General features: G+C 73.0%; 16 protein-coding genes. 6 read left to right on the plus strand and 10 right to left on the minus strand.

The window, feature by feature from the left end; genetic code table 11:
• Genes AB0D53_RS11610 through AB0D53_RS11635 form a run of 6 tightly spaced genes read left to right on the plus strand, consistent with a single transcriptional unit; the run spans nucleotide 1 to nucleotide 6,558 of the window.
• A complete protein-coding gene (locus tag AB0D53_RS11610; RefSeq protein WP_329817157.1) occupies nucleotides 1–1,179 on the plus strand; it encodes an ADP-ribosylglycohydrolase family protein in 1,179 nt (392 codons plus the stop codon).
• Entirely contained in the window at nucleotides 1,121–2,308 is a 1,188-nt protein-coding gene (locus AB0D53_RS11615; protein WP_362443609.1) for an ADP-ribosylglycohydrolase family protein, read from the plus strand. The genes AB0D53_RS11610 and AB0D53_RS11615 overlap by 59 nt, the downstream gene beginning before the upstream one ends.
• The gene (locus AB0D53_RS11620; RefSeq protein WP_362443612.1) at nucleotides 2,305–3,678 is read left to right on the plus strand and encodes an ADP-ribosylglycohydrolase family protein; all 1,374 of its coding nucleotides are present in this window, start codon (nucleotides 2,305–2,307) and stop codon (nucleotides 3,676–3,678) included. Before AB0D53_RS11615 ends, AB0D53_RS11620 begins: the two co-directional genes overlap by 4 nt.
• Nucleotides 3,675–4,559 carry a ribokinase gene (gene rbsK, locus AB0D53_RS11625; protein WP_362443615.1) on the plus strand — a complete coding sequence of 295 codons (885 nt, stop codon included), beginning with the start codon at nucleotides 3,675–3,677 and terminating at the stop codon, nucleotides 4,557–4,559. The genes AB0D53_RS11620 and rbsK overlap by 4 nt, the downstream gene beginning before the upstream one ends.
• The gene (locus tag AB0D53_RS11630; RefSeq protein ID WP_362443618.1) at nucleotides 4,556–5,755 is read left to right on the plus strand and encodes a CoA transferase; all 1,200 of its coding nucleotides are present in this window, start codon (nucleotides 4,556–4,558) and stop codon (nucleotides 5,753–5,755) included. The genes rbsK and AB0D53_RS11630 overlap by 4 nt, the downstream gene beginning before the upstream one ends.
• The gene (locus AB0D53_RS11635; protein WP_362443621.1) at nucleotides 5,752–6,558 is read left to right on the plus strand and encodes an aldolase/citrate lyase family protein; all 807 of its coding nucleotides are present in this window, start codon (nucleotides 5,752–5,754) and stop codon (nucleotides 6,556–6,558) included. The genes AB0D53_RS11630 and AB0D53_RS11635 overlap by 4 nt, the downstream gene beginning before the upstream one ends.
• Before the next feature lie 69 nt (nucleotides 6,559–6,627).
• Here AB0D53_RS11635 and lgt read toward each other — a convergent pair whose 3' ends face one another.
• The 10 genes from lgt to AB0D53_RS11685 form a co-directional block, all read right to left on the minus strand.
• Nucleotides 6,628–7,683: a prolipoprotein diacylglyceryl transferase gene (lgt, locus tag AB0D53_RS11640; protein WP_362443624.1), complete on the minus strand. Its 1,056-nt coding sequence runs from the start codon at nucleotides 7,681–7,683 to the stop codon at nucleotides 6,628–6,630.
• A gap of 109 nt (nucleotides 7,684–7,792) precedes the next feature.
• On the minus strand, nucleotides 7,793–8,617 hold the full coding sequence (locus AB0D53_RS11645; RefSeq protein ID WP_362443627.1) for a thioredoxin domain-containing protein: 825 nt from the start codon (nucleotides 8,615–8,617) through the stop codon (nucleotides 7,793–7,795).
• 74 nt (nucleotides 8,618–8,691) lie between these two features.
• On the minus strand, nucleotides 8,692–9,504 hold the full coding sequence (gene trpA, locus AB0D53_RS11650) for a tryptophan synthase subunit alpha (RefSeq protein WP_362443630.1): 813 nt from the start codon (nucleotides 9,502–9,504) through the stop codon (nucleotides 8,692–8,694).
• Nucleotides 9,501–10,781, minus strand: a complete 1,281-nt coding sequence (trpB, locus tag AB0D53_RS11655) for a tryptophan synthase subunit beta (protein ID WP_362443633.1) — start codon at nucleotides 10,779–10,781, stop codon at nucleotides 9,501–9,503. Before trpB ends, trpA begins: the two co-directional genes overlap by 4 nt.
• Before the next feature lie 137 nt (nucleotides 10,782–10,918).
• Nucleotides 10,919–11,134, minus strand: coding sequence for a tryptophan synthase subunit(beta) (locus tag AB0D53_RS11660; protein WP_362443636.1), 216 nt, complete (start codon nucleotides 11,132–11,134; stop codon nucleotides 10,919–10,921).
• 8 nt (nucleotides 11,135–11,142) lie between these two features.
• The gene (gene trpC / locus AB0D53_RS11665) at nucleotides 11,143–11,952 is read right to left on the minus strand and encodes an indole-3-glycerol phosphate synthase TrpC (protein WP_329817088.1); all 810 of its coding nucleotides are present in this window, start codon (nucleotides 11,950–11,952) and stop codon (nucleotides 11,143–11,145) included.
• Nucleotides 11,953–12,067: 115 nt separating this feature from the next.
• Nucleotides 12,068–12,523, minus strand: a complete 456-nt coding sequence (locus tag AB0D53_RS11670; RefSeq protein ID WP_362443640.1) for a DUF2752 domain-containing protein — start codon at nucleotides 12,521–12,523, stop codon at nucleotides 12,068–12,070.
• A gap of 80 nt (nucleotides 12,524–12,603) precedes the next feature.
• A complete protein-coding gene (locus AB0D53_RS11675) occupies nucleotides 12,604–12,852 on the minus strand; it encodes an HGxxPAAW family protein (protein ID WP_266420573.1) in 249 nt (82 codons plus the stop codon).
• Nucleotides 12,853–12,985: 133 nt separating this feature from the next.
• Nucleotides 12,986–13,651, minus strand: coding sequence for a TIGR02234 family membrane protein (locus tag AB0D53_RS11680; RefSeq protein WP_362443644.1), 666 nt, complete (start codon nucleotides 13,649–13,651; stop codon nucleotides 12,986–12,988).
• A 14-nt stretch (nucleotides 13,652–13,665) separates the two neighbouring features.
• Nucleotides 13,666–15,159, minus strand: coding sequence for an anthranilate synthase component I (locus AB0D53_RS11685; protein WP_362443647.1), 1,494 nt, complete (start codon nucleotides 15,157–15,159; stop codon nucleotides 13,666–13,668).
• Nucleotides 15,160–15,162: the final 3 nt, after the last annotated feature.

Below are 15,162 nucleotides of genomic sequence, written 5' to 3' on the forward strand. Positions count from 1 at the left end.
ATCGAGGGGCTGCTGCTCGGGCTCGCCGCCGGGGATGCCGCCGGGTGGCCCGCCGCACGGCACCGTGCGGCCCGGATGCCCGAGTGGACCCGGCGGCTGACCCGGGAGCTCGACACCTTCGCCGAGCAGAACGCCACGACCACGCTGCCCGTCCCCATCGCGCTCAACCAGCCGCCCGAGCCGTTGCGGCTGGGTCCCTCCGACGACGCCGAATGGGCGGCCTTCGCCGCCGGGACCCTGCTCACCTCTGCGGCCGGTCCGCTGCACGGGCTCTCCCCCGGACGCCGGCTGCGGGCCGCCGTGGACGTCGCCTGGAACGCCCTGGCGGCCGAGGTCGCCGCGGCCGCCGCCCGTGCCCCCGAGGTCGAATCCGCGGTGCTCCCGCTGCGGGCCCGGATCTCGGTACGGGCCGGGCTCGGCAATCTCGCCGCCGGGCTGCGCCCGCCCGCCACCGGCCACGACAACCCGCACTACTTCGACGACGCGGCCTGTGTACGGGCCGCCGTGCTCGCCGTCGCCCACCCCGCGGACCCCGCGGCCGCCGCCGATCTCGCCGAGTTCGACGCGCGCTACACCCAGGACGGCGACGGGGTCCACGGGGCCCGCGCGATGGCGGCGGCGGTCGCCGAGGCGCTCGGCGGCGCGGACGTGGACACCGCGGTGAACGCCGCGCTCGCCCAGCTCCCCGACGGCACCGAGATCGCCCGCAACGCCGCCCACGCCGTCCGGATCGCCCGTGACTTCGTCGGGGAGGCGGCGGGCGCCTTCGCACTGGTACCGGTGCTGGAGCACCAGATCGTCGACCATGTCTACAGCTACGGGATCGCCGCCGCCGAGACCGTCCCGGTCGCTCTCGCCCTGGCCACCGCCGCCCGCGGCCAGATCGCCCAGGCCGTTCCCGCCGCCGCCTGCCTGTCGCGGGTGGCCGACTCGGCACCCGCGCTGGCCGGTGCGCTGACCGGTGCGCTCGGCGGAATCGGCGCCGTCCCGGACGGCTGGCGCGAGGCCTGCCGCACCCTCGCGGGCTGTGCGCTGCCCCGGCTCGCCGGGACCGATCTCATCGAACTCGCCGGGCTGCTGGCAGACACGGAACCGAAGCCCCCGGGTGGACAATTCGGACATGACATCCACGATGCCCCTGCGGCCCGAGGCCGGACCCACGACACTCGCACTCGATGAACGGATCACGGGCGCACTCGTCGGCGCCGCCGTCGGCGACGCGCTCGGCGGTCCGGTGGAGGGCCGGTCCCCCGAGCAGATCGTGGCCCGTCACGGCGGGCGGATCGACGGCGTCGTGGGCCCGTGGGACGGCGAGAACTGGCGTACCGCACGCCCCATCGCCCCGTACCACAAGGGCGACGGGCACGTCACCGACGACACCTTGATGACCCATGCGCTGGTACGGGTGTACGGCGCGGTGCGCGACCATCTGGACGCCTACGCGGTCGCCGGGCATCTCGTGCCCGAGCTGATCTCGGGCCCCCGCTGGATCCCGGAGCTGGAGGCCGAGGCACTGCCGCTCCAGCGGATCTTCCTCGCCGAGAAGTGGATCGTCGCCCGGCTGCACTACGGCCATGTCGATCCGCGCGAGGCCGGCAACGGGAACATCGTCAACTGCGGTGCGGCGATGTACATGGCCCCGGTCGGCCTGGTCAACGCCGCCCACCCCGAGGCCGCGTACGCCGAGGCGCTGGATGTCGCCGGTGCCCACCAGTCGAGCTACGGCAGGGAGGCGGCCGGGGTCTTCGCGGCGGCCGTCGCCGCCGCCTGCGTCCCGGGCGCGACCCCCACGAGCGTCGTCGAAACCTGTCTCTCGCTCGCCAAGGACGGCACCCGGTCGGCGATCGAGGCGGTGTGCGAAGTGGCCTCCGGACACAGCGACTTCGAGTCCGCGCTGACCCCGCTGCGTGAAGCGGTCGCCCCCTTCGACACGGTCGGCCCCGACTACCGCGCCCCGTCCCTCGGCGCCCGCCGGCCGTCGCGGCTGCATGCCATCGAGGAGCTGCCGATCGCGCTCGGGATGCTGCTCGTCGCGGACGGCGACTACCGGCACACGGTCCTCGGCTCGGTCAACTACGGCCGGGACTGCGACTCGATCGCCACGATGGGCGGCGCCGTCGCGGGCGCGCTCCACGGGGAACGGGCGATCCCCGCCACCTGGGTGAAAACGGTCGCCGAGGCCAGCCGCCTCGATCTGCGCACACCCGCGCGGACCCTGACGGACGTCGCCCGTGAGGTGTTCGTACGGGACACGGCCCGGCGCCGCGCGCACGAGTCGGCGTTCGCCGCACTGGCGGGTACGCCATGACCGTACGGGTGACATGGGTGCAGCCCGAGGACCTCGTCGGGCACGAACTGCGGCAGGCGGCCGAGGACGGACGGGACGCACGGGCCGTCGCACGCCGGTGGTACGAGGCGGGCGGCGCCCCCGCCCCGGAGCGCGCGGGCGCCTCCACGCCTCCGGCGCCGGAGCTGCGCACCCTCGCGGAGCGGCTGCTCGATGAACTCGCCCTGCTGGAATCACCGTTGGAGAAGGACGAACCGACGGAGCTGGCCGCGATCCGGGCCGCGTGCCCGGACTGGCCGGCGCCCCGCCCCGACGCGCCGCCGGTGAGCCGGGACCGGCTGCACGCCGCATGGCTGGGCCGGGCGGCCGGCTGCCTGCTCGGCAAGCCCGTCGAGAAGCTGCCGCTGGAGGGCATCCGCGCCCTGGCCCGCGCCACCGGGAACTGGCCGCTGGCCACCTGGTTCACCGCCGAGAACCTGCCCGCCCCGCTGGCCGCCACCTACCCCTGGAACCGCCGCTCCGCACCCAACTCGCTGGCCGAGAACATCGACGGCATGCCCGAGGACGACGACCTCAACTACCCCTTGCTCACTGTGCTGTTGCTCCAGCGGCACGGCCCCTCCTTCACCACCGGGGATCTCGCGAGGCTCTGGCTCGACGAACTCCCGGCCGGCCGGACCTTCACCGCCGAGCGGGTCGCGTACCGCAATCTGCTGGACGGCATCGAGCCCCCGCACACCGCCCGGCACCGCAACCCGTTCCGGGAATGGATCGGCGCGCAGATCCGGGCCGATGTGCACGGCTGGACCCATCCGGGCGATCCCTCGGCCGCGGCCGAGCAGGCGCACCGGGACGCCGTGCTCAGCCACACCGCCAACGGGGTGTACGGGGCGATGTTCACCGCCGCGGCGCTCGCCGAGGCGGCCGGGGGCGAGAGCGATGTGCACGGGTGCCTGGCCGCCGGGCTGCGGGTCGTACCACCGCGCTCGCGGTTCGCGCACGCGGTGCTCCTCGGTGTCGGGGCGGCCCGGAGCGGCGCCGGCTTCGACGCGGTGGCCGACCGGCTGCACGCCGAGTACGGCAGGTACCACTGGGTCCATGTGCTGCCCAACGCCGCGCTGCTCGCCGCCGCCCTCACCCATGCCGACGGCGACTTCTCGCTCTCCATCTGCCGCGCGGTGTCGGGTGGCTGGGACACCGACTCCAACGGCGCGACCGCCGGTTCGCTGGCCGGTCTGCTGGCCGGGGCCCCCGCGCTGCTGCCCGGCCGCTGGACCACCCCGCTGAGGAACCGTCTCGCCTCGTCCGTCCCCGGTTTCGACTCCATCGGCTTCGACGAACTCGCCGAACAGACCCACCGGCTCACCCAGAAGGAGGCGCTGTGCCCATGACCCGCATCGCGGTGCTCGGGAGCACCAATATGGACCTCGTCGCGTACGTTGCACGGGCTCCCGGGCCCGGAGAGACCGTCACCGGGCGGGAGTTCCGCACCGTCCCCGGCGGCAAGGGCGCCAACCAGGCCGTCGCCGCCGTCCGCGCGGGCGGCGATGTGACGATGATCGGCGCGGTGGGCGACGACTCGTACGGCGAACTGCTCCGGGCCGGTCTGGAGCACGCGGGCCTCGACACCGATCTGCTGCACACCGCCGAGGGCCCCAGCGGTACCGCGCACATCGTCGTCGACGACACGGGCGCCAACTCCATCGTGGTGGTCCCCGGCGCCAACGGCACCGTCACCGCCCTCGGCCCCGGGGAGATGGCCGCCATCGCGGGCGCCGATCTGCTGCTGCTCCAGCTGGAGCTGCCGCTGTCCGCGGTGATCGAGGGCGCACGGGTGGCCCACGCCCAGGGCGTACGGACCATCCTCACCCCCTCCCCCGTGCAGCCCCTGCCCGGCGAACTCCTTGACTGCGTCGATCTGTTGATCCCCAACGAGCACGAGGCGGCCGCACTGACCGGCTTCTCCGACCCTCACGCGGCAGCGCGCCATCTGCTCAGCCAGGTGCCCGCGGTGATCGTCACGCTCGGCGCGAAGGGCTGCCTGTACGCGGCCCGGGGCGGCGAGCCCGTCCTCTTCCCCGCCCCCGAGGTCACCGCCGTCGACACCACCGGGGCGGGCGACACCTTCGTCGGCACGCTGGCGGTCGCGCTCGGCGAGCGACGGCCCGTACCGGAGTCCCTGGCCTGGGCGTCGTCGGCCGCCGCGCTCTGCGTCCAGCGGCCGGGCGCCTCGACCTCCATGCCGTACCGCACCGAGATCGACGCCGCATGACCGCGCCCGCGCAGGCCCCCCTGACCGGGCTGCGGGTCGTCGACCTCGCCACGCTCTTCGCCGGTCCGCTCTCCGCCACCATGCTCGGCGACTTCGGCGCCGAGGTGATCAAGGTCGAGCATCCGCGCAGGCCCGACCCCTCGCGCGGCCACGGCCCCACCAAGGACGGCGTCGGCCTGTGGTGGAAGCTGCTCGGCCGCAACAAGCGCAATCTGACCCTCGACCTGTCCGCCCCCGGCGGCCGTGACGTCCTGCTCCGGCTGGCCGCCGAGACGGATGTGATCATCGAGAACTTCCGGCCGGGCACACTGGAGCGCTGGGGTCTGGGCTGGCCGGAGCTGCACGCGGTCAACCCGCGGCTGGTCCTGGTCAGGGTCACCGGCTTCGGGCAGTTCGGCCCGTACGCGCACCGCCCCGGCTTCGGCACCCTGGCCGAGGCGATGAGCGGGTTCGCCGCGATCACCGGGGAGCCGGACGGGCCGCCCACGCTGCCCCCGTTCGGGCTCGCCGACTCGATCGCGGCGCTGGCCACCGCGTACGCCGTGATGGCCGCGCTCGCCGGGCGCGAGCGCACCGGTCAGGGGCAGATCGTCGACATGGCGATCATCGAGCCGATCCTGACCGTGCTCGGCCCGCAGCCCATCTGGTACGACCAGCTCGGCTACGTACAGCCGCGCACCGGCAACCGCTCCCGGAACAACGCCCCGCGCAACACCTACCGCACCTCGGACGGGCACTGGGTGGCGGTCTCCACCTCCGCGCAGTCGATCGCGGAGCGGGTGATGCGCCTGGTCGGCCGGGCCGAGCTGATCGACGAGCCGTGGTTCGCCTCCGGCGCCACCCGCGCCGAGCACGCCGACGAGCTCGACGGGGCGGTCGGCAACTGGATCGCCCGGCACACCCGGGAGGAGGCGGTCTCGGCCTTCGAGAAGGCGGAGGCGGCCATCGCACCGATCCACGACGTGCAGGACGTGATGGAGGACCCGCAGTACCGGGCGCTGGACTCCGTCACCGTGGTCGACGACCCGGAGCTGGGTCCGCTGAGGATGCAGAACGTGCTCTTCCGCCTCTCGGCGACGCCGGGCGCGATCCGCTGGGCGGGCCGGCCGCACGGCGCGGACACCGAGGAGATCCTGACCGGTCTGGGGCTGTCGGCCCCGGAGATCGCCGCGCTGCGGGCGGAGCGGGTGCTGTGACGGCGGCGGTCCCGCTCACCTGGCTGTACGTCCCCGGGGACCGGCCGGAGGTGGTGCGCAAGGCACGGGATTCGGGCGCGGACGTGGTGATCGTGGATCTGGAGGACGCGGTGGCGCCGGACCGCAAGGAGTACGCGCGCTCGGCCACCGCCGAATTGCTGTCCGAAGCGGCCGGGGAGGCGGCCGTGCCGATCCATGTCCGGGTCCACACCGAGGGGGACATCCTCGCCCTGGCCGGGCTGCCGGGCCTCGCCGAGCTGCGGCTGCCCAAGATCACGCACGCGGCGTCCGTCCATCACATCGCGGCCGTGGCACCGGGCGTCGCGCTCTGTCCGCTGCTGGAGTCGGCGCTCGGCATCGAGCACGCGTACTCGGTCGCCTCCTCCCATCCCCAGGTGCGTTCCATCGCCCTCGGCGAGGCGGACCTCCGGGCCGATCTGGGGGTACGGGAGGACGCCGGGCTCGACTGGTCGCGCAGCCGGGTGGTGGTCGCCGCCCGCGCGGCCGGACTGGCCCCGCCCGCCCAGTCGGTGTTCCCGGACGTCCGGGACCTGGACGGGCTGTGGGCATCCTGCGCGCACGGCCGTGCGCTGGGCTTCCTGGGCCGGGCCGCGATCCATCCCCGCCAGCTCCCGGTGATCGAGCGGGCGTACCGCCCGACGCCGAGGGAGGTCGAGGCGGCGGCGGAGATCGTGGCGGCGGCCGTGACGGACGAGGGCGCGCTGGCCCTGCCGGACGGCCGGTTCGTCGACGCGGCGGTGGTGGCCTCGGCCAGGAGGACACTGGCGCTGGCCGACGCGTAAGGCCCCGAACCCATGCGACGGGGCCCCGGACCGGTCGGTCCGGGGCCCCGTCCCACGGGTTCGCACGGCTCAGCCGTTCTTGGCCTTCTCCGCGGTGTCGTTCTTCTCCAGTGTCGTGACGGCGGCCTTGACCGCGTCGCCCTCGGCCTTCTCGGAATCCGCGTCGCCCTCGGAGCCCGCGCCGCCCTCGGCCTTCCTGGTGTCCGCGTCGCTCTCGGAATCCGCGTCACTCCTGGAGGCCGCGTCACTCTCGACGCCCTCCGCGTCACCGGCCTTCGAGGACTTTGCCGCCTCCGCCGCCGCTTCCTCCGCGGCGCCCGGCTCCACGACCTCTTCGCGCCCCGGCCGCACCTTCGCCGAGATCACCATGTACACCACGGCCAGCACGAACACGATCAGCGCGGTCCACACGTTCAGGCGCAGGCCCAGGATGTGGTGGGCCTCGTCGACCCGCATGTACTCGATCCAGCCCCGCCCCGCGCAGTACGCGGCCACGTACAGGGCGAACGCCCGGCCGTGTCCGAGCTTGAAGCGGCGGTCGGCCCAGATCACCAGCAGGGCGACACCGATGCACCACAGCGACTCGTAGAGGAACGTCGGGTGATAGGTGCCGGCGACCCGGTTGGGGCCCTCGCTGATCTTCAGCGCCCACGGCAGATCGGTCTGCTTGCCGTACAGCTCCTGGTTGAACCAGTTGCCCCAGCGGCCGCAGGCCTGGGCCAGGGCGATGCCGGGAGCGAGCGCGTCGGCCCAGGCGGGCAGCGGGATCCCGCGGCGGCGGCAGCCGATCCAGGCGCCGACGGCACCGAGCGCGATCGCGCCCCAGATGCCGAGGCCGCCCTGCCAGATCTTGAAGGCGTCGACCCAGTTCTCACCGTCGCTGAAGTACAGCTGGTAGTCGGTGATGACGTGGTAGAGCCGGCCGCCGACGAGGCCGAAGGGCACGGCCCAGACGGCGATGTCGGCAACGGTGCCGGATCTGCCGCCCCGGGCGACCCAGCGCTTGTTGCCGAACCAGACGGCGACGAAGACACCGATGATGATGCAGAACGCGTAGCCGCGGAGCGGGATCGGGCCGAGATCGATCACGCCGGTCGACGGGCTGGGAATGTAGGCAAGGTCCATGGCAAGGTCGACGCTACCTTGCCGGGTGGGGCCTACGGCAACCCACCCGACAACGTATGGGTAACGGGCAGGTCATCGATTCCCCTGTCCGGCCCCGCTCGTGGACCGGTCAGGATCCCGACGGGGCCGGGCTGACCGTGCCCGGTTTCTTGCCCTTGTTGGCCTCGGCCACCCACTTCTTCAGGTTGGCCACGGTGATCGGCTCGTTCCCCTTCTTCGGGAAGATCGGTTCCCCGTTGAGCAGCGCGGTCGGCGTGCCCTGGAATCCGCCGTTCTGGAACGCCGTGTTGGACTTCTTGACCCAGCTGTCGTGCTTGCCGTCCTCCACACAGCTGCGGAAACCGGTGGTGTCGAGCCCCGGGACCTTCCCCGAGAGCTCGATCAGCTTGGCGTTGTCACCGAAGGCGTCGTCGGTCTCCTGCGGCTGGTTGCGGTAGAGCACGTCGTGGTACGCGGAGAACTTGCCGGCGTCCTGGGCACAGGCCGCGGCGTTGGCCGCGCGCAGCGAGCCGCTGCCGCCGAGATTGCCGTCGATGAGCGTGGCGAGGTGGTACTCGACCTTGATCTGTCCGGTGTTCTCCAGCTGGTGGATCGTGTCGCGGAACGCGTTCTCGAACTGGGCGCAGACCGGGCAGCGGAAGTCCTCCCAGATGGTGAGCGTGGACGGGGCACCGTCCGCGCCCACCTGGATGGCCAGGCTGTCCTTCCCGGTCGCGCCGGACGGTGCGACGAGGGGACCCGCCTCGGCCTTGCCGCTCTTGCCGCCCGAATTCGCGGCGATCACACCGACGACGGCGGCCAGCGCCAGCACACCCACCACCGCGCTGGCGACGATCAGCGTGCGCCTGCGGCGCTCACCGGCCTTCTGGCGCTCACGCTGCTGTACGAGCCGGTCTCGCGCGGCCCTTTTTCCCTGTTCGTTCTTCTCGCTCACACCCGCAGCAACGAACCGGGGAGGCACGTGCGTGCCTCCCCGGTCCAGGTCCACCCGTTTGGGTTACACCCGATTCAGCGCTTTCGAACACCTTCGGCGAGTTCGCCCGCCAGGGAGCGGACGGCGGCCAGGCCGGCCGTCTCGTCGGGGGCGTCCAGCATCGCCTTGACGAACGCGGAGCCGACGATCACCCCGTCGGCGAAGCCCGCGACCTCTGCGGCCTGCCGGGCGTTGGAGACGCCCAGGCCGACGCAGACCGGCAGGTCCGTCGTGGCGCGGGTGCGCCGGACCAGGTCCTGGGCCTGGTCGCCGACCGACTCGCGGGTGCCGGTGACACCCATCAGCGAGGCCGCGTAGACGAAGCCGGAGCCGGCCGCGGTGATGGTGGCGAGGCGCTCGTCCTTGCTGCTGGGCGCGACGACGAAGACGGTCGCGAGACCGTGCTTGTCGGCGTGCTCGCGCCACAGCGCGGACTCCTGGACCGGCAGGTCGGGCAGGATGCACCCGGCGCCGCCCGCCTCGGCGAGCTCGGCGGTGAAGCGCTCGACGCCGTACCGGTCGATCGGGTTCCAGTACGTCATGACGAGGATCGGGACACCGGTCGCCCCGTACGCCTCACGGACCGTGCGCATCACGTCGGCGATCTTCACGCCACCGCGCAGGGCGATGTCGTCGGCGGTCTGGATGACCGGCCCGTCGAGCACCGGGTCGCTGTGCGGCAGCCCCACCTCGACGATGTCCGCGCCGCCCGCCACGACCGCCTTCACGGCCTCGATCGCGCCGTCGACGGTCGGGAACCCGGCCGGGAGGTACGCGATGAGCGCGGCCCGGTCCTCCGCCTTCGCCTGCGCGAGGGAGGTGTTCAACAGCTCCACGTTCCCGCTCACTTGGTGACCTCCTCTTCCCCGTCGGCCACATCGGCCTCGACGACCCCGTCGGTCCCGTCGTACAGCCCGAAGTAGCGGGCTGCGGTGTCCATGTCCTTGTCGCCGCGGCCGGACAGGTTGACCACGATCAGACCGTCCTTGCCGAGCTCCCTGCCGACCTCCAGGGCGCCGGCCAGGGCGTGGGCGCTCTCGATGGCCGGAATGATCCCTTCGGTGCGGGAGAGCAGACGCAGCGACTGCATGGCCGCGTCGTCGGTGACCGCGCGGTACTCGCCGCGGCCGATGTCCTTGAGGTACGAGTGCTCCGGGCCGATGCCCGGGTAGTCGAGACCGGCCGAGATGGAGTACGGCTCGGTGATCTGGCCCTCGTCGTCCTGGAGGACGTAGCTGCGCGAGCCGTGCAGGATGCCGGGCTCGCCCGCGGTCAGGGTCGCCGCGTGCTCGCCGGTCTCCACGCCGTGTCCGGCGGGCTCGCAGCCGATCAGCCGGACGCGCGCGTCCGGGATGAAGGCGTGGAAGAGCCCGATGGCGTTGGAGCCTCCGCCGACGCAGGCGACGGCGGCGTCCGGCAGCCGGCCGGTCCGCTCCAGGATCTGGCGGCGGGCCTCGACACCGATGACCCGGTGGAAGTCGCGGACCATGGCCGGGAAGGGGTGCGGTCCCGCGACGGTGCCGAAGAGGTAGTGCGTGCGGTCCACATTGGCGACCCAGTCGCGGAACGCCTCGTTGATGGCGTCCTTCAGGGTCCTGGAGCCGGACTTCACGGCGATGACCTCGGCGCCGAGCATCCGCATCCGCGCCACGTTCAGCGCCTGCCGCTCGGTGTCGATCTCGCCCATGTAGATGGTGCATTCGAGGCCGAAGAGCGCGCAGGCGGTCGCGGTGGCGACACCGTGCTGGCCGGCGCCGGTCTCGGCGATGACCCGGGTCTTGCCCATGCGCTTGGTGAGCAGCGCCTGGCCCAGCACGTTGTTGATCTTGTGCGAGCCGGTGTGGTTGAGGTCCTCGCGCTTGAGGAAGATCCGGGCGCCGCCCGCGTGCTCCGCGAAGCGCGGGACCTCGGTCAGCGCGCTGGGGCGGCCGGTGTAGTTGACCATGAGCTCGTTGAGCTCGGCGGCGAAGGCCGGGTCGGCCTTGGCCTTGTCGTACTCGACGGCGACCTCGTCCACGGCTGCGACGAGCGCCTCCGGGATGAACTTGCCGCCGAACGCACCGAAGTACCCCTCGGCGCTGGGGATCAGACCCTCCGGGTCCGGAATGAAGAAGTCAGATGACATCCGACGTGCTCCTCGACATCGCAATGGGTGGATTCACCGTGTGCGCCGTGAGCGGGGCGCCACCGCGACCGGCGATCGGTCGGGCGGTGCGGTCGTACGTACGACTGGAGTGGTGCGGGTACGTCGGCCGGGGCTCGCTACAGCGCGGTCCCCGTGCGCCATCGCATGCCGTTGACCTGGCCGGGCTCGTCGCCGATCACGTACCGCACCCGCCGGCCGTGCACGCGGCGCGCGGGGGCGCGGCAGCCGCGGGGGCGGCAGCCGCGCGCCAGCGGGGCGTGCGGGACCCGGACCGTGGTCCCGGTGGGGCGCAGGCCCCGCCGGCGACGGGACGCGGGACGTTCGGCGGACACGGGTCGGGTCAGCTCCGTCCGTGCCGGAGCGCCGGGTGGGCGCCGGCGGCGACCAGGTCGGCGACGGCGGCCCGCGGGTCGCGGCCGGTGACCAGGGACTCGCCCACGAGCACCGCGTCGGCGCCCGCGTTGGCGTACGCGATCAGGTCGTGCGGGCCCCGGACACCGGACTCGGCGACCTTGACGATGCGGTCCGGGATCTCGGGGGCGACGCGCTCGAAGACGGAGCGGTCGACCTTGAGGTCCTTCAGGTTGCGCGCGTTGACACCGATGACCTTCGCCCCGGCGTCCACGGCGCGCTCGGCCTCCTCCTCGTCGTGCACCTCGACCAGCGGCGTCAGGCCGATGGACTCGGCGCGCTCGATCAGGGAGACCAGGGCCTCCTGGTCGAGGGCGGCGACGATCAGCAGGGCGAGGTCGGCACCGTAGGCGCGGGCCTCCCAGAGCTGGTAGGAGGTGACGATGAAGTCCTTGCGCAGGACCGGGATGTCGACCTTGGCGCGGACGGCCTCCAGGTCGGCGAGCGAGCCGCCGAAGCGGCGCTCCTCGGTGAGGACCGAGATGACGGACGCGCCGCCCGCCTCGTAGTCCGCGGCGAGCGCGGCCGGGTCGGCGATCGCGGCCAGGGCCCCCTTGGAGGGGCTGGAACGCTTGACCTCGCAGATGACGGTGACGCCCTCGCCGCGCAGGGCGGCGACTCCGTCCTTGGCCCCGGGAGCGCGCGCCGCGCGCTCCTTCAGCTCGTCGAGGCTGACACGCGCCTGCCGCTCTGCGAGGTCGGCGCGTACGCCGTCGATGATCTCGTCGAGCACACTCACGCGAGCGGCCCCCTTCCGGGACGGTGATGAGGGAACAGGATCAGCCATGTCAATGCTATCCGCAGGAGGGCGAAGGGCCCGAATCCGGTGGGCGAATGTCCCACTACCTGGGCATTCAAGGTGCCAGAAACGAACCGATCGGTAGATTCCGGACGACCGAGAAGGCCAGCAGCACGGCCCCGATCCCCCACCAGACGACGGGTTTCGCGGCGAGGCTCATGGGCCTGCCCCTGGCGGCGCGGACCATCCAGACGGCCCACAGGACGGCGAAGGCCGCGTAGCCGGCGACGGCGAGCGCGTTGGAGCCGAGGGCGGCGGCGATGTCGCCGTGCGCGACGGCGTGGGCGCTGCGCAGTCCGCCGCAGCCCGGACAGTAGAGCCCGGTGAACCTCAGCAGCGGGCAGAGCGGGTAGTGGCCGGGCTCGTTGGGGTCGACGGCACCGACGTAGCCGAACGCGCCGACGACGACGGCCATGACGCCGACCGGCGTGGCCAGCCGCCGGATGCGCGAGGCCGGAACGGGGGCCGGGGGGAAGACCGGAGCGGCGGCGGGGGTAGGTGATGCGTCCACCCCGTGATTGTCCCCGCTGACGCGGAAAGGCGCAGCCCGGGCCGGGCTGCGCCTCGCATGCGTACGGGTGCCGCGCGGCGTCAGGAGACCTGGGCCTGTGCGGCGCGGGCCCGTGCCTGGGCCATCTCGGCGGACTCCTTCGGCATGCCGAGGCCCGCGGCCTTCATCGCGAGGCCGACGACCCCGCCGAGGAGGACGACGGCGATTCCGGCCCAGAAGCCGACGGGGTTGGCCGCGACCATGAAGACGCCTGCGACGCAGAAGCCGATGAAGGAGATGATGACACCGGTCCAGGCGGCCGGGGTGTGTCCGTGGCTGCTGCCCGCCATGAGTTGCTCCTTGTTGGTGTTGCGCTGTTGGTATCGCTGTACGCAAAGCTGGTGGCGCTGTTGGTGCCGCTGTGCTGAAAGCTCGGCTTCATTGTCCCGTACGTGCGGGTAGGACGTCAGCTGGGGGTGTCTCCTAGCGCGTCGGGTCCTCGCCGCGGTCCAGAGCCTTCCAGAGGTCCTCCGGCCGGTCCGGGTCCGGGGCCGTTCGGGCGGCCTTGCGGGGGCGGGGGGTGCCGTCCCTCTCGTACCGTCCCGACATGGTGGGCCAGAGCTTCCCGTAGCGCAGGGCGAGGAGCCCGGCGAGCAGGATCAGCAGGCCGCCGGCCGCGGTGACGTAGGGCCACGCGGTGTGGGCGAGCGCGCCGATGGTCGCCGAGGCGTCGCCGGTGGACCGGGCAGCCTTCTCGTCGAGCGCCGCGCTGTCGGAGGCGCCGAGGCAGGCGCTCAGTCCGGCGCCGAGGCCGCTGAGGGCGAGGAGCCCGGCGACGACCAGCCGGCCGGTGCCGCGGACCGCGAAGACGGCGACGAGGGCGGCCAGGCCGACTATGGCGAGGGCCGCGGGGAGGCCGGTGACGTCCTGTCCGTCGGCGGTCAGGGGCAGCGTGCCGCCGCCGACGGACGCCTCGCCCTCGGCCCAGGTCTGGCCGGAGGCGAGGAGCACGACGGTGGCGCCGGCCGCCCCGAGGAGCAGACCGGCGGCCAGACTGCGACGGCTTCCCGAGGCGTCGGGCGCCGCGTCGGGCGCGGTGACGGCTCGGGTACGGGGCTGGGGTACGGGGACAGCACTCACGTACTCCACTATCCCCTACCGTCTCAGGCGAGGTGGAGCCGGTTGGCCGTATGCACCGCGCGGAGCACCGCCGCGGCCTTGTTGCGGCATTCGGTGTCCTCGGCGACCGGGTCGGAGTCGGCGACGACACCCGCTCCGGCCTGGACGTACGCCGTGCCGTCGCGGAGCAGGGCGGTGCGGATGGCGATGGCGGTGTCGGAGTCCCCGGCGAAGTCGAGATAGCCGACGCAGCCTCCGTACAGTCCGCGGCGGGCCGGTTCGAGCTCCTCGATGATCTGCATCGCGCGGGGCTTGGGGGCGCCGGAGAGGGTGCCCGCGGGGAAGCAGGCGGTGAGGACGTCGAAGGCGGTGCGGCCCTCGGCGACGCGGCCGGTGACGGTGGAGACGATGTGCATCACGTGCGAGTACCGCTCGACCGACATGAAGTCGACGACCTCGACGGAGCCGGGTGCGCAGACCCGCCCGAGGTCGTTGCGGCCGAGGTCGACCAGCATCAGGTGCTCGGCGCGTTCCTTCGGGTCGGCGAGGAGTTCGTCGGCGAGCGCCTGGTCCTCCTGCGGGGTGGCGCCGCGGTGCCTGGTCCCGGCGATCGGGTGGACCATGGCGCGGCCGTCCTCGACCTTGACGAGGGCCTCCGGGCTGGAGCCGACGACGTCGAAGCCGTCGAACCGGAAGAGGTACATGTACGGCGAGGGGTTGGTGGCGCGCAGCACCCGGTAGACGTCCAACGCGCTTGCCGTGCACGGGGTTTCGAAGCGCTGGGAGGGGACGACCTGGAAGGCCTCGCCGGCCCTGATGCGCTCCTTCACGTCCTCGACCGCGTCCTGGTACGCCTTGCCGCCCCACAGCGCGGTGTACGGGGGCAGCTCGGACGGCGGGAGGGTGGCGGGTGCGTTCTCGACGGGGCGCGAGAGGTCGCGTTCCATGGCGTCGAGGCGGGCGACGGCGTCCGCGTACGCCTCGTCGACACCGGTCGAGAGGTCGTTGTGGTTGATCGCGTTGGCGATCAGCAGGACGCTGCCGTCCCAGTGGTCCAGCACGGCCAGGTCCGAGGTGAGCAGCATGGTCAGCTCGGGAAGGTGCAGGTCGTCCTGGCAGCTGTCGCCGATCTTCTCCAGGCGGCGCACGATGTCGTAGCCGAGGTAGCCGACCATGCCGCCGGTGAACGGGGGCAGTCCGTCGTCGACGACCAGGTCGTGCGGGGTGTGCAGGGTCTCGATGGTGGCGCGCAGGGCCTCCAGCGGGTCCCCGTCGACGGGGACCCCGACGGGCGGGACGCCCAGCCAGTGGGCCTGTCCGTCGCGCGCGGTGAGGGTGGCGGCGCTGCGTACCCCGATGAAGGAGTAGCGCGACCAGGTGCGGCCGTTCTCCGCGGACTCCAGGAGGAAGGTGCCGCTGCGCTCGGCCGCGAGTTTGCGGTAGAGCCCGACGGGGGTGTCGCCGTCCGCGAGGAGCCTGCGGCTGACGGGGATGACGCGCCGGTCGACGGCAAGTTTGCGGAAGGTGTCGAGATCCATGGC

Source organism: Streptomyces sp. NPDC048295, assembly GCF_040652135.1.
Lineage (GTDB): Bacteria > Actinomycetota > Actinomycetes > Streptomycetales > Streptomycetaceae > Streptomyces.